Origin of the sequence: Frankia umida (assembly GCF_023242945.1) — a bacterium.
GTDB classification, from domain to species: Bacteria; Actinomycetota; Actinomycetes; order Frankiales; family Frankiaceae; genus Frankia; species Frankia umida.
On the sequence record NZ_JALKFT010000046.1, the window covers coordinates 1 to 14,156 of the forward strand.

At 71.6% G+C, this 14,156-nt stretch carries 11 protein-coding genes; 6 read left to right on the forward strand and 5 right to left on the reverse strand.

Going from position 1 to position 14,156, the window contains the following annotated elements:
• Positions 1-70 precede the first annotated feature (70 nt).
• A complete protein-coding gene (locus MXD59_RS24130) occupies positions 71-5,041 on the reverse strand; it encodes a DUF6531 domain-containing protein (protein ID WP_248826876.1) in 4,971 nt (1,656 codons plus the stop codon).
• An 86-nt stretch (positions 5,042-5,127) separates the two neighbouring features.
• Between MXD59_RS24130 and MXD59_RS24135 the strand changes: the two genes are divergently transcribed.
• Complete coding sequence (locus tag MXD59_RS24135) at positions 5,128-5,583, forward strand: hypothetical protein (protein WP_248826877.1); 456 nt, start codon at positions 5,128-5,130, stop codon at positions 5,581-5,583.
• Positions 5,584-5,706: 123 nt separating this feature from the next.
• Here MXD59_RS24135 and MXD59_RS24140 read toward each other — a convergent pair whose 3' ends face one another.
• Together MXD59_RS24140 and MXD59_RS27875 are read right to left on the reverse strand one after the other, a co-directional pair.
• Positions 5,707-5,985, reverse strand: a complete 279-nt coding sequence (locus MXD59_RS24140) for a hypothetical protein (protein ID WP_248826878.1) — start codon at positions 5,983-5,985, stop codon at positions 5,707-5,709.
• Positions 5,986-6,441: 456 nt separating this feature from the next.
• On the reverse strand, positions 6,442-6,606 hold the full coding sequence (locus tag MXD59_RS27875) for a hypothetical protein (protein ID WP_248826879.1): 165 nt from the start codon (positions 6,604-6,606) through the stop codon (positions 6,442-6,444).
• Between the two features lie 18 nt (positions 6,607-6,624).
• Between MXD59_RS27875 and MXD59_RS24150 the strand changes: the two genes are divergently transcribed.
• The 3 genes from MXD59_RS24150 (at position 6,625) to MXD59_RS24160 (ending at position 9,949) form a co-directional block, all read left to right on the forward strand.
• On the forward strand, positions 6,625-6,966 hold the full coding sequence (locus MXD59_RS24150; RefSeq protein ID WP_248826880.1) for a hypothetical protein: 342 nt from the start codon (positions 6,625-6,627) through the stop codon (positions 6,964-6,966).
• A gap of 106 nt (positions 6,967-7,072) precedes the next feature.
• The gene (gene yaaA, locus MXD59_RS24155; protein WP_248826881.1) at positions 7,073-7,921 is read left to right on the forward strand and encodes a peroxide stress protein YaaA; all 849 of its coding nucleotides are present in this window, start codon (positions 7,073-7,075) and stop codon (positions 7,919-7,921) included.
• A 702-nt stretch (positions 7,922-8,623) separates the two neighbouring features.
• Complete coding sequence (locus MXD59_RS24160; protein WP_248826882.1) at positions 8,624-9,949, forward strand: wax ester/triacylglycerol synthase domain-containing protein; 1,326 nt, start codon at positions 8,624-8,626, stop codon at positions 9,947-9,949.
• A 23-nt stretch (positions 9,950-9,972) separates the two neighbouring features.
• Here MXD59_RS24160 and MXD59_RS24165 read toward each other — a convergent pair whose 3' ends face one another.
• Positions 9,973-11,613 carry a hypothetical protein gene (locus MXD59_RS24165; protein ID WP_248826883.1) on the reverse strand — a complete coding sequence of 547 codons (1,641 nt, stop codon included), beginning with the start codon at positions 11,611-11,613 and terminating at the stop codon, positions 9,973-9,975.
• A 277-nt stretch (positions 11,614-11,890) separates the two neighbouring features.
• On the opposite strand from MXD59_RS24165, the gene MXD59_RS24170 reads away from it, so the two are divergent.
• Positions 11,891-12,991 carry a molybdopterin-dependent oxidoreductase gene (locus tag MXD59_RS24170; RefSeq protein ID WP_248826884.1) on the forward strand — a complete coding sequence of 367 codons (1,101 nt, stop codon included), beginning with the start codon at positions 11,891-11,893 and terminating at the stop codon, positions 12,989-12,991.
• A complete protein-coding gene (locus MXD59_RS24175) occupies positions 12,988-13,554 on the forward strand; it encodes a hypothetical protein (protein ID WP_248826885.1) in 567 nt (188 codons plus the stop codon). Before MXD59_RS24170 ends, MXD59_RS24175 begins: the two co-directional genes overlap by 4 nt.
• Here the strand turns inward: MXD59_RS24175 and MXD59_RS24180 are convergent.
• Positions 13,490-14,125, reverse strand: coding sequence for a methyltransferase domain-containing protein (locus MXD59_RS24180; protein ID WP_248826886.1), 636 nt, complete (start codon positions 14,123-14,125; stop codon positions 13,490-13,492). The two genes, MXD59_RS24175 and MXD59_RS24180, sit on opposite strands and share 65 nt — an antisense overlap.
• Positions 14,126-14,156: the final 31 nt, after the last annotated feature.

Consider the following 14,156-nt stretch of genomic DNA (forward strand, 5'->3'; position numbering starts at 1 on the left):
GGCCGTCCGTCTCCCGCATGCAAGAATTAAATCACAATGTGCCATCCGTGTCCAGTTACTTTCGTTCTTCTTAGTAGGATGCCTCTCCTCCCCAGGTGGCAATACCCTCAGAGTGCGCCTTCTCGGAAGCCACGAGAGCCGCGCCGATATCATCGGTCTCAGCCCAGGATGTTCTGGCAGCGTCGCTCATGATGTAGCCTGTCTGGTCGACAGATAATTCGTCGAGGATAAGGTTTGATCCTCGGTAGATACGGAGCTGCGGGGTCATCGAGGTGGAGGTGGAGGCTATAAGGCTTTCGCTGCGGGCTGCGTAGCTCCCGGCACCGAACCGCCCAGTGGTACCGAACCGCCCGGCCAGGCCGCCGGTGGCGGTGCTGAAGGCGAGTTCACCGAAGTTGAAGTGCCCTGGGTGGCTGGCCCCCTGGATGGCGATGTCCTGGGCCGCGCCGCCGACAGCGTTGCTCGTTACAGCGGAGAATCCCGATTTTGCGAGACCACCGACAGCACCGCCACCGATGCCGCCGGCGATTCCGGTGACGGCGATGGTGCGAGGGTCGAAATTACCGGTGACAAGGCCCAGTGCGGCTGAGCTGCCGGCGCCGATGAGTATTCCGACACCGGCCGCCTGGCCGCCCGGCACGAACATCAGCCCGACGCCGGCACCGATGACCGCGGCGGCGCCGAGACTCCCCCACGGATCCGCCCTGATATTGTCCCAGGCTTTCTCGAACATGCCCCTGCCGGCCTGGTTGCGGTAGCCGTTGTACTCCGCGTCGGTCAGGGGACGCAATCCCGTCGGGTCGACCATTCCGACCGGGTCGTTCCAGGCGTGATGGTAGGGGTTCGCCTGGCCCGGCATGCCGGGAATGTTCGCGAGCGGATCAGGCGACAGAAAAGAACGGGTCTGCGGGTCGAGAACGCGTGCGCGTTGCCAGACCAGATCGCCGAGGACCAGCTCACCGTGGTAGCCGAGTACGCCGTCCAGGCCCGGTGCATCCGCAGGCGCGTCCGCGAGACCATGGCGGGAGTCGCCCACAACAGGGCCGATGCCGGAAGCCAGGCCGGCACCGGGGCCTGCCGTGATCGGCAGACCCCACGGGTCGTGCTTCGCCGGCGAGCCCTGCCAGTCGAGATCGAGCCAGTGCCCACCAGCGGACCGGGCCGCCCCCGAGCCGCTGCCGGTCGCACCGCCGTCGGTCATGCCGACCACACCGATGGCGGACCCGGCCCGGACGTAGGTTCGGTCGCCCACGGCGTGTGCCTGGCCCGGCCAGGCCACCGGGTCCCAGAGCACACGCTGGCCGTTCACCTCGAGCGGATCCCCGAGGGCATCCACCACGAGTCGGTCGGACCGGGCCGCAGCCCGCGGGTCGGCTGGCTCCCGTCGACGCCCGCGGAGCCGGCCCAGCGCATCCCAGTCGTAGTGGACCGTGCCGGTCGGCCCATCCTCCGTTCGCCGCCGTCCGGTGGCGTCGTAGCCATACGTCGTCGAGGGAGCGTCGCCGACCCGACGTTCAAGCAGGCGACCGGTGGCATCGTAGGTGGAACGGATCACGCCCTCGGGATCGCCGCGGTCCTCGGCGATCAGCCGTCCCCCTGGATCCCAGGTGAAGGCCCAGCGGCCCCACGGCCCCTGCGCCGTGACGAGCTGGCCGGCCAGGTCGTAGCCGAACCGCAGTTCCCCGCCGGGGTCGACCACCCGGGTGATCCGACCGGCACCGTCGCGTTCCACGGTCCGGTCGGGGCGCGTGGCGGTTCGCCCGTCCAGGTCCCGCTCGATGACGCGGCGGCCCAACGCCGGATGCGCCACCGCCCGAAGGCGTCCGTTGTCGTCGTGCTCGTAGCGCACCGGTGTGGTGCCGGCCCGGCCGACGCTCACGCACCATCCGTCGCTGTCGTAGGCCCATTCGAGCCGGCCCGCGGCGGTGGTGCGGGAGGTCAACCGTCCAGCATGGTCGTACTCCAGCGACACCTGGACGTCCGGACTCGTAGCGACCCGCGAGGCCGCTGCGTCCTTCGACCCGATGGTGCTTTGCGAACCCGTGACATCGCGCGAGCCGGTGGGACCTCCTTCCCCCGTCGCCTGCACGCTGGTGAGCCGACCGGCTGCGTCGTGGAGGTAGCGAAGCCGCGGCGTCGCCTCGTCCGGCAGGCCACGCCCGGTCAGCCGGCCAGCGGAATCCCACCAGCAGCGCGTCCCGGTGCCGTCCGCATGGCGCACCGTCTGACCGCGGCCATTGTGGTCTCGGGTGAGCGTGGTGGTGCGGCCGAGCGGGTCGGTCATCCCGGTCTGGCGGCCGACCTGGTCGTAGTGCAGGTGGTGGCGGCCGCCGAGGGGGTCGGTCCAGGCGGTGAGCTGGCCGCGGGTGTTGTGTTCGTAGCGGGTGGTGGCGCCGAGGGGGTCGGTGGCGCTGGTCAGGGCGCCGCGGGCGTCGTAGGTGTAGCGGCGGGCGGCGCCGGTGCCGTCGGTGACGGTGATCGGGAGACCGAGCGGGTTGTGTTCGATCGTGGTGCGCCGCTGGCCCGGCCGGGTGATGGCGATGACCCGGCCGTGGGCGTCGTACTCCCAGGTCGTCTCACGGCCAGCGGGGGTGACCAGGGCGGTCAACCGGCCGGCGTCGTCGCGGCGGTAGAGGGTGCGTGCCCCGGACGGGCTGGTGGTCCGCACCCAGCGGCCGGCCCGATCGTAGCCGTAGGTCTCACGGCGGCCCAGGGACGTGGTGGTGGCGGCGAGGCGGCCGCCGGGCGTCCATTCCAGGGTGCGTCGGTTGCCGAGGGGGTCGGTGATGGCCACGACCCGTCCGCGGGGGTCGTGCTCGTAGCCGGTGGTGGCACCGGCGGGGTCGGTTTCGGTGAGGATGGCGCCGGCCGGGTCGTAGGTGCGCTGCCAGGACCGTCCGTCCGGGCTGGTGCGCCGGGTCGGCCGTCCGGCCTCGTCGTGGTCGACCTGCCAGGCGTTGCCGTCGGCGTCGGTTTCGACGGTCGGACGGCCGTCGGCGTCGTAGTCGCGGCGGAACGTCGCACCGGCGGGATCGTGTGAGGCGATCAGCCTTCCCAGACCGTCGTGGTCGAAGTGGAAGGTCTGGCCGTCGGGGGCGACGATCCGCGTGGTGTTGCCGAACAGGTCGTAGGCGAAGCCGAGGGTGGAACCCAACGGGTCGGTGACCTGCTCGACCCGCCCGTGCGGGCCGTACGTCGACGCCCACCGTCCACCGGCGGGGTCGACGTAGCCGTCGGGACGGCCCGCGGGCGTGTAGTGGTGTGCGCTACCCGCCCCGTCCGGGCCATGTTCGCGTACCACCAGTCCGGCGTCGTCGCACTCCCAGCCGCGGGTCTGGCCCGCCGGCCCGGTGATCGCGGCGAGCCGGCCGGCCGTGTCGTAGCGCAGGCTGGTCCGTCCGCCGCCGGTGATCCGCCTGTCGATGAGCTGGGCGTCGTCGTCCCAGCGGAACCGGGTCGTGACACCGTCCGGATCGACGACGCAGGTCGGCAGGTCGTCGTCGTTGACGGTGATCCTGGTCAGGGCGCCGGCCGCGTCGACGATCTCCACCGGGGTGTGGGCGGTGCCGGCGTAGATCCAGCGGGTCCGATAGCCGCGCGGGTCGGTGTGGCTGGTCAGGCGGGCCAGGGCGTCCCACGACCAGCGTTCGCTGATGCCGCACGGCCCGGCCCGGTGAATCAGGTTGCCCGCGTCGTCGTAGTCCATCGTCCAGCGGGCGCCGGAACGTTCCTCGATTCCGCGCAGCCGCCCGGCGTCGTCGAACACCCGGCGGAACGGGCGGTCCGCGTCGTCGATGACGGTCACCAGCCGGCCCGCGGAGTCGTGGCGGTACTCGTTGATCGCCCCGCCCGCCGCATCGGTGACCAGCGTGCGATGACCCTCCCGGTAGGCGAACTCGACGAGACGGCCCTCGGGGCTGAGCTGGGTCAGGACCCGGCCGGCCTCGTCGAAGGTGGTCCGGGCCAGCACCACGCCATCGGCGTCCACGATCTCGCCGAGGGGGCCCCGGCCAGAGCCGGTGCTGGTGGACGTGCTGGTCTCGTCGGCGTAGTGGTAGCGGCGGGAGCCCTGCGGGCCGCCGTCGACGGCGACCAGGTTGGCGTGCTCGTCATAGCCGTAGCGCACCTGGCGGCCATCGCTGGCCCGCACCATCGTGATCAGGCCGCGGGTCTCGTCCCAGTCGAGCTCGAGGAACCGGCCCGAACGGGGATACGACAGCCGCCTCAACCGGGAGTCGGACCAGGTGAGCAGCAGCTCCGAACGGTCGACCCGCACCCGCACCGGACGGCCGGCCGCGTCGTACCACCAGGTCTCCCCCGGCCCACGGGTGAGACGGAAACCCGCGCCGTCGGCGTACAGGACCGAGCCCGGCAACGGCAGTTCCGCCGGCCGATCCGCACCGGGACGGGCCACCACGGCGCGGACGCCCTCCGGGTCGTGCCACTCGATCTGTGTCTCACCGACGTCCAGCACCGCATCGGCCCAGCTCGACCAGCCACGGCCATGCGCGCCGGGCCGATCATGGGCGCGGGAGTTGTAGGTCCGCCGCCAGCTGGCCGGCGCCGCCCGACCCGGCAGCGGAAGATCCAGTTCCTGTTCGACGAGGTTGCCGTTCGCGGTACACACCGGATCGGCGGCGAAACCACTGTCCGGGGTGTGGGCCAGCAGGTGCGGGGCGTCCACGGTCAGGGAGGTCGTCGGCAGCGAGCCGGCACCGGCCGCCGCCAGCCCGGCGGCGATCCGGCTGTCCTCGACCGTGACCGTGCCGGCGGCCGTGCCCGCCGAACCCCGGTCCGCGGCGACGAACGCGTCCTTCACCGTCCCGACGAAAAGATCCCGCTGTTCGGCATCGGCCAGATGCGTACTGAGCTTCGCCCACAGATCCGGATGTTCAAGGCTGTACCGCGCTCCGAACCGGGCCACCACCTCGTCGTAGTAGGCCCGCACACCGGCCGCCGCCGTCGACAGCGTCGTACGAGCCGCGGTGGCATCCGTGACATAGGTGCCCAGGTCCTCGGGATCCGCGGAACTGGTAGCCACGACGATCCTCTCAACCGGCCGGGAGCGCCACGTTGCCGCGCGCCCTACAATTCCTCGGACAGTCCACTGATGATCGGGGGCCCACCATGGATGTGCACGGCGGCCAGCATGTGGTCTTCGACTTCGACGGTGCTCTTGAACTGGCCCGACGGCTGTGGGGCCTGGCCGACAACGTCGACACGTTCCGCGGAAAGCGGGACACCGCCGCGACCACCGCACTGCGCCACTGGCAGGGCCGTTACGCCACGGATTTCCGCAACAGCGTGACCACCGAGCAGGGAAGCGACACGAATCTCAGTACCGCGATGCGGGGCGACGCGCGGACCCTGGCCAGCCTGTGGAGCCAGGCGATGACCGAGGAGGCGAAAGTCCGGTACGCCGACCACGTCACCGAGAAAAGGCAGCACCGCAGCTTCTTCCATCGCGTCGAGGACGCACTCCTCGGTGCCGACGACGACGACTACGGCTCCGCGCCCGAGCCGTTCGCCGTGCCGCAGCCGCCCACCTTCATGGCGACAGGCTGCCTGCCGGTCTACGGCTAGGGACCGCGCTCCGATCCCCGACACCGGCCGGACAGCCTGCCTCGACTGCCGACCGGGAAGCGCTGCGGCGCAGAGCACCACGCGGTGCCGCGGCGCGGCGTGGGCAGCCACCGGGCACCCGGCTCAGTTGCCGCCCGCGGTCATGATGTCGGTGTTGATCTGACTGATCTTCTGCTGCAACTGGCCGAGCTGGGTGACCGCGTTGTCGAGCGCCGTTCTGGTCTGCGGCCAGATGTCGGTGCGGAACTGCACGGCAAGGCCGCCATCCCAGTTGTTCGGGTCGCTCAACAGCTGACCCTCGTTCTTCAGGTTCTGGATCTCCTGAATGAGCCCGGAGTTGATGATCTGCTGCATACGCCCGATCGCGTCACGTGCCGTGTCGGTGGAGACAACCCGAGCCATCGATTCCAATCCCCCTGAGTCGATTCATCCGCCACGGCCATCATAGCCACACCATACGTTCGGGCGATACGCCTCCACCCTGACCAGGTACTTTCTGTCAAGCCAAAGCCGCGAACATCCTGGTCAACGAAGTTCGACCAGAGGATGGTCTGGTGCGCCCACCCCGGAGAACCGTCTCCTCGCGGGGCATCGACGTTCTCACTGACACTTCCCGGGGAGTTCTCCCCGACGGGGTTGTCCGCGCTACCCCAAACCGTCGCTGCCAGTTCCAGCGCGACCGAATGTGGTTGCACGTACGTCGAGGGGTGCCTGCCTGCGGCGCGTGTCGGCGTCCCCGTCCGTACCCGAACCCGTCCGTACCCGAACCCGCCGAGACCTGGGTGCGCGCCGCGCCGCCGGACCGCGCGATCGACACGATCACGAAGCGGAGCCTCGACGGGGATCGACTCCGAACGGCTACTGGATGATCGACGGACCGACGGCCGTGGAGCAGCGAGCCAGTTCCTCGGCGCTGAGCTCGAGATCGGCGGCCGCGGCGGAGTCGACGATCGACTCCGGCCGGCGGGCCCCGGGGATCGGGATGACGTGGTCGCCGAGCGAGAGCTCCCACGCCAGCACCACCCGCTGCGGGCTGACGTCGTGCGCGGCGCCGATCCGCGCGAAGACGTCGAAGCGCTCTCCGATGGTCCGCGCGCCACCACCGGTACCACCGAGCGGGCTCCACGGCAGGAACGCGATCAGCTCCGGTCCTCGTTCATGGAGAACGGCATCGCACCGAGGCCGATCGCGGAAACGGTGAACGGCCCCAGGGATCTCGTCTTCACGCCCGGCAGCCTACCGCGAGCACGTCACTGTCCGTCACATCTCAACATCGACGAGCGCGCGGGAGGCACGCGCGACCTGGACCATCTCGAAGAACCGGTCGCCGACCTACCGATCGACGACCCGCACCTTCCGCCCGCGGTAGCCGGCTCCACCTGAGCCGGTCCACGAGGACGACTCATCAACTCGCCGACGCCCTCCGATGCCGCCGTAGCCTGGCAGCACAGAACGCCGGATGTCGAGATCGTGAGATGAGGTCGGAGGAGTGCGGGTCCTGCTACCGCCGAGCGAGGCGAAGGCCACCGGTGGCGACGGGCCGTCGCTGCGCACGGCCGGCTTCGGTGCCGGCCCGCTCGCGGACGCCCGCGCCGAGGTCGTCCGGGCGGTCACCGCGTTCTGCCGGTCCAAACCGAACGCGGCGATCGCCGCGCTGCGGCTACCGGCCTCCCGCGCGCAGGCCGACCTGGCCGCCAACACCGCGATGCTGGACGCACCGACGATGCCCGCGCTCGACCGGTTCGTCGGCATCCTCTACCAGGCACTGGACCCGGCGAGCCTGCCAGCCCCCGCACGAGCCGCGGCCAGCCACACCCTGTTCGTCTCCCACGGGGCGTTCGGCCTGCTCGGCGCGGCCGAGCCGGTGCCCGACCACCGGGTCGCCATGACCGCGGCGATCCCCGGCCTCGGCGGCCGCGGCGTATCGACCGTCCTCGCGGCCTTCTGGCGCGCCCGGCTCGCCTCAGCCCTGCCCGACCTGCTCACCGGCGCCCCGGACGACATCGGTGAGCACCTCGTCGTGGACCTGCGCTCGTCGGACTACGCGACCGTGCCCTCCCTCACCGGACCGGCGCGCGCCAACGCCCTGCCGGTACGTGCCCTGACCGAGAGACTCGTCGACGGACGCTGGGTCCGCCGCCCCCTCAGCTACCAGGCGAAACAGACGAAGGGCCTGCTGACCCGCGCGCTCCTGCTCGCCGACACCGCAGGACGCCCGGTGAAGACCATCGACGATGTCGCCGAGGTGGCCGAGTCCGCCGGCCTCGTCGCCGAACCACGCGGCACCGCGACCGCCCCCACCCTCGACGTCATCACCCGCTGGCACCCCACCACCTGAAGCAGCCCCCCGTTACCGCGGGTGGGCGTCAACGAACGTACCGGCTGAGCTCCCAGCACCCTCGAGCCCGACGGATCCGGACTCGCCGCCATCGGTTCCCCGCCGAACGAATCGGCCTCGCACCGTCGGCGCACAGCCATCGCGTTCTCCTTCTCGGGTGTTTCACCGGTTCCCGAAGGAGCGTATGTCAGTCACTCTCAGCAACAATCAGCACATCGGCACATCGGCAAATCGGCCTATTACTTCTCTTCATACACCACATCCGTCAGTCCACTCTCTTCCGCCGGCCGCCACGAAATGGGCCATCCCAACTCGCCGTCAACCGCGAGACATCTCACCGGCCGACCCGTGTCGTCCCGACGCGACCACCATGCCTCCGGGTATATTTACCCGCCTTGAATGGATCGATCTTCCGCGCGACGCACACCTTCTTGTCACAGGCGTTTTCTGGCGCAGCCGGGGTTCACTGTCAACGCAGGAGCTGGACATGACAAAAGATCGGCGATCCCCCGGTTCCGAGCTGGCCGGCCCCAGGTGACAGGCCGCGTTTCCCGGCAGGTGCCGCACCGCGGGCCAGCCACGACGCGCCGACAGACCGGCAGGAACCAGGCGACCGGAAACAACGCCGCGGGATGGCTGTCGCGGGCGACCGCGAAGCGCCAGCCTGATGACGCGGATTTCCCCGGGCAGCCGTTCACGCCCATGGACACGCTTCTTCTCGGGTACCAGCGCGCGTTTCCGACGACGCCGTTCGCGGTGGGCTGCCTGTTGGATGTCCACGGGTCCGTACCCGACCTCGAGGCGCTGCGTGAACTGGTCGCCGATCGGGCCCGCGGCTGCCTCCCGCTGACCCAGCGTATGCTCGCGGCCCGGCGAAGGCGCCCGTGCTGGGTCACGGACAACGCCTTCGACGCCGCCCGGCACGTTCATTCCTGTCAGCTCCCGACCGGGGCGGACACGGCGGGACTACGCGTCGCGGTGCAGCGACTGTCCACATCCGCGTTCCCCGCGGACCTGCCTCCCTGGCAGCTCTGGCTGCTGCACGGGCACCGCCCGGACGGCTTCTCCCTGTTGTTTCGCTCCAGTCATGTGTGGATGGACGGTCTGGGGCAGAACCTGCTGCTGGAGAGGCTGTTCGGCCATCCGGGCCCCGGGGCGACCCACGCTCCGCTTCGGTCAGCATCGGCCCGCCGGTCCGACCCACGGGCCCTTGGCCATGCGACCGCGCACATGTTGAGCTGGTGCACGCGGACAGCCACGATCGGCCCGTTCGAACAGGCGCTGGTCGGGCACCCCCAGCACACCTGGCTGAAGGTCGACCTGGCCAGGTTGCGAGCCATCGGCCGCGCGTTCCAGGTGCCGGTGAACGACATCTTCCTGGCCGCGCTCACCGGTACCCTTCGCGCCTGGTCAAACGTGAACACCGAGCATGTCAGCCGGCGGCGGGAACGGGTGCATGCCGCGATGCCGGTCAGCACACGCCGGACGACCGAACAGATCCGTGTGGGCAACTATCTGACCTCTGTCCGGATCGCGCTGCCCTACGGTGAGGTCTCGGTGCGCCGGCGGGTCGAGGCGATCCATCGGCAGACCTCGCGACACAAGAGGGTCGGCACACCGGGCGTCGCCGAACGCCTTTTTCTCTGGACGGTTCCGAATCCGCTTCGGCCGACCGTGATGGCCGCCGACATGATGTCGCGGGTCTTCGCGCTGACCGCGTCGAATCCACACGGTCTGAGCGGGCCGCTGGACGTCCTCGGCCGCCCGGTCACCGCGGCGGTGCCGATTCCGCCGCTGCCCGGCGGTCAGCGCATGGCGGTCATGCTCGGTGGACTCGATGGGCAGGCGGCCATCGGATTCACGCTGGACGGGGCCGTCCAGGGCGGCTCGCACCTGCCCGCGCTGTTCGAGGCCGAACTGCGCGCCCTCGAGGTGGAAGGAGGCCTGCACCCGGGCCAGCCGCCGTTCGCATGGATTCCCCCGCCCGCCGCCGAACCCGCCGCCGACCTGGCCGGCGCCGACCGCTGAGATCGACTCGACTGGTATCCGCGCTACCCGCCGTCTTCGGTGTGATGCCGGCGGCCCGCCCCCCGGGCGCGGCGTTTCGACCCCGTCTGGCGAAACAGCGCGACAAGCGCGACGACCACAGCGCCGAGGACGTAGCCGCCGGGGCGGGCGTACACGTCGGCGACGGCGAGGTCCCGAAACAGCGCCATGTACAGGACGTAGGGGCCGACGGCGACCGCGATCCACTCCAGGCGTCCGGCGAGGACGGCGAGGACCACCAGCAGGATCGAGTACCAGGGCTGGGCCGGCGTGGCGACGAGGAACGCGGTGCCCAGCACCCACAGGGCCGCCCGTTCGACCGGGACCCCGGCCGGATCGGTGCGCCAGACGACGAGCGCCACGGACCCGACCGCCGCCACGGCCACGGTCTTCGCCGCCGTCCCGGTCAGGCCGAGCAGGCCGAGCAGCAGGAACCGGTGCCCTTCGTTGTAGCCCTCCACGGTCAGGTACCGGGGTAGGAAGCCCACGACCGCGGTGCCGACCACCGCGACGTGCGGCAGGTAGGACAGGACCACGACCCCGGCCGCGGCGATGGCGACGACGGCTCGCCGCCGCGCGGCGGCGGGGATCAGCAACGCGGGATAGAGCTTGACCGCCACGGCGGCTCCCAGCAGCGCGCCCGCCGCCAGCGGCATGAGGTGACGACGCCGGCGGGCCGTCCAGAAGCCGCCGTGCTGCGATCCCCCGTCCGGGTCACGTCCGGTCGGATGAGGGTGCGCGGCGGCGGCCGCGTGTGGGGCGGAGCGGGTGGTGGGTGTGGCTGGTGGTGCCTGCCGGGGCTGGCGCAGCAGCGCCAGTGCGGCGGTGGCGGCGAGGACGGCGAGGATGTCGACGTGCGCGTCCATCCCGACGTCGAGGCCGGCGGACGGCCCCCAGGCGTAGGCGACGGCGAGACCCGGATGACGGCCGAACCGGGGCAGCACCCGGATCAGCAGCAGGGTCGTCGACAGCGACAGCACCGCCGCGTAGAGCTGCAGACGGTGCTCGCGTGGCGGGCCGGGCAGGTAGTGCACGGCGGTGAAGTAGGCCTGCGCGACCGGCGGGTAGATGGTGTGCGCCGTCGGATAGTTGATCCTCGTGCAGCCGGGCCGGTGGCCCAGCCGGGCGCAGCCGGCCGGGTCGGGCCACAGCCAGCGGTCCCGCAGTGGCGCCAGCGCACGGGAGTCGGTCGGGTAGCGGTACGGGTCGATACCGGCGCTGGACACCTTGCCGTCCCAGGCGTAGCGGTACAGGTCGTCGCTCATCCTCGGCCCCGAGGCGAAGGCGAGGACCAGGACGTGGACCGCCACCGCCCCGGCCATCAGCAGCAGGAGCACGCCGCGCCGCGGCGCCACCCGCACCAGCACGGCCACCGCGAGCATGGCCACGGCCCACCAGCCGAGAACCAGGTAGAGCACGGCCGGACCACCCGGCAACGGGCCCGGCCGGGTGATCGTCGCCGCTTCGAGTGCCAGGGCGCCCGCCAGCAGCATCCCGGCGCAGATCAGCCAGTGCCGTCCGGTGATCCGGCCCCGGCCGGGTGTCGACGGGCGGCGCTCGCCGCGGGACGCCTCGCCGGGCCGCGGCGTCGGATCACGCGGCGGCGGGGTTGGGTCGTGCTTGCGCAGGATCGACGGGACGGCCACGGACCGAGCCTGCCGCGCCGGATCGGCGGTGTACGTCGGGCCGGCGCGGTATCCGCGGATCGTAAGGAAACGATCAGGGATTTCGGAAGATCGACCCCCTTACCGTCCGGGCATGGACCTGCGCGACCGACGGCGGCCGGCACATCCGCGACATCCGCGATATCCGGCGTCTCCGCGACGACGGCTGGCATCCCCCGGGTGGCCGGCACGGTTGCGATGGCCGCGCCGCGGGCCGGTGCGTCCAGCGGCGTTCACCAGCCGTCTGCACGATCCGCGGATGGCGTCGCTGCTCGGCATCTGGCTCGGCGTCGCGTTCGGCACGGCGTTCGGCACGGGGCTCGTCTCGCATTTCATGCAGCACCCCCCGGACGGGTTCTCGTGGCCGTCCCGGCCGGTCTGGTTCTACCGGTTCACCCAGGGGCTGCATGTGACCAGCGGGCTGGTGAGCGTGCCGCTGCTGCTGGCGAAGCTGTGGACGGTGTATCCGCGGCTGTGGGAATGGCCGCCGGTGCGCGGCGTCGCGCACGCCGCCGAGCGGATCTCCATCATCCCGCTGATCGCCGGAGCGATCTTCCAGCTGGCGACCGGGATCGCCAACATCGCCCAGTGGTATCCGTTCCGGTTCTTCTTCACCGTCACGCACTACTGGGTCGCCTGGATCACCATCGGCGCCCTGATCGTGCACATCACCGCGAAGATCACCATCGTGCGGGCCAACGTCGGCCGGGACCGGGCGGCCCGAACGCACCTGAGCGATCGGATCAGTCAGCCCGAACCGGCGGACGACGGACTGTCCCGACGCGGGTTCGGCCTCGCGGTGGGCGCCGCCGCCGGGGTGGTCACGGTGACGACCGCTGGGCAGTTCGTGCCGGGCCTCGGGGACACCGTGCTGCTGGCACCCCGCAAACCCGGCGTCGGTCCGCAGGGCCTGCCGGTGAACCGCACGGCCCTGGCCGCCGGGGTCGTCGTCATCGCCCGGGACCGCGGCTACCAGCTGGACATCGTGGGTCCCCGGCCGTTCTCGCTGTCGCTGGACGAGCTGTACGCGCGGAGCCTGGTCACCGTGCGGCTGCCGATCACCTGCGTCGAGGGCTGGGCGGCGGACGCCACCTGGACCGGGGTGCGCCTGGCCGACCTGCTCGACCGGGCCGACGTACCGGCGCACGCGAGCGTGCGGGTGGAATCGCTGGAACGCCGCGGCGGCTACCGGACCAGCGTGGTCGATCCCCCGCACGCCCGGGATCCGGCGACGCTGATCGCCACCCGGCTCGGCGGTGCGGTACTCGCCCTCGACCACGGCTACCCGGCCCGTCTCATCGCGCCGAACCGGCCGGGTGTCCTGCAGACCAAATGGGTGCACCGGGTGGTGATGGTGTGACCGGCCCGCAGCCCACGGACCGCCCGCCGGGCGCCGACAGCTCCGATCCGCCGGGCCTCGTCGACCGGCACGATCCTGCCCAGCCCCACGCGTTCGCCCGGGTCGTCACCGCGGTCCGGGCCGGCACCGCGGTCCGGGCCGTCGCGGCCGCTGCCGGTGTGGCCGTGGCCGGATACGGGATCGCCGGCCTGATGGCGCATCCCCGGGCCACCCATCCGGTGCACACGCTGCGCTGGCTGCTGGGGGGACTGCTCGGGCACGACGTGATCGTGGCACCGGCCGCCGCCGTGCTCGGCGTCATCCTGAGCCGGATCGTCGCGCACCCCTACCGGGCGGTGATCCAGGTCGCGTCGTTCGTCTCCGCCTCGGTCGCGCTGGTCAGTTTTCCGTTGTGGTCCGGCCGGGTCGGTCATCCGGCGAACCCGTCGGTCGATCCGCTGCCCTACGGGCGCAACCTGCTGATCGTGCTGGCAGCGATCTGGACTGTCGCCGCGGCGGTCATGCTCCGGCGCGCGGTTCGAGCACGGCGAAGTACCGGCCGGCCCGGGCGGTCACCGCGGTGACGCGCAACCCCACGGACGCGCCGAGCGGCCCGATGCCGTCCACACCCACCGTGGCCCAGCGAAACGGCGCGCTGGTCAGGCCCGCGACCTCCAGCCTGGCGGGATAGACCCGGGTCGGCCGGCCCGGGCCCTCCACCTCGGCGAGGATCCGCCCACGTCCGGCCAGCAGGGCCCGTGCGCGGCGCAGCAGCCGGCCCGGATCGCCGCCGATACCGATGTTCCCGTCCGCCAGGATGATCTCCTGCCAGCGCCCCGTGTCCGGGACCGGACCGAACACGTCCAGGCGCAGCGCCCTCGCCCCGGCCCGCCGGGCCAGCGTCACCGCACCCGCGGTGATGTCGATCCCGAGAGCGGGGACGCCGCGGCGGGTCAGCGCGGCGGCCAGCCGTCCCGGGCCGCAGCCGACGTCGAGCGTCGGTCCCTGGCAGGCGCACAGCAGCACCTCGTCGCCCGGTACCGGTTCCCCCCGCCACAGGTCGACGGGAACCGGCCGGCGACCGTCGGGGCCGCGGGCCCACAGCCGGGCGGCGGGCACCCGCAGGGCCAGCTCGTACAGGTGTCCCGCTGGCACGCCGCCCGTCGCCGGCTCCACGGCCGGGGCC

Excerpts from the sequence above, each read along its gene's own strand:
- MXD59_RS24135 (WP_248826877.1), top strand. The coding sequence starts at position 5,128 with ATGGATGTGCACGGCGGCCAGCATGTGGTCTTCGACTTCGACGGTGCT.
- MXD59_RS24140 (WP_248826878.1), bottom strand. The coding sequence starts at position 5,985 with ATGGCTCGGGTTGTCTCCACCGACACGGCACGTGACGCGATCGGGCGT.
- MXD59_RS24160 (WP_248826882.1), top strand. The coding sequence starts at position 8,624 with ATGGACACGCTTCTTCTCGGGTACCAGCGCGCGTTTCCGACGACGCCG.
- MXD59_RS24170 (WP_248826884.1), top strand. The coding sequence starts at position 11,891 with ATGGCGTCGCTGCTCGGCATCTGGCTCGGCGTCGCGTTCGGCACGGCG.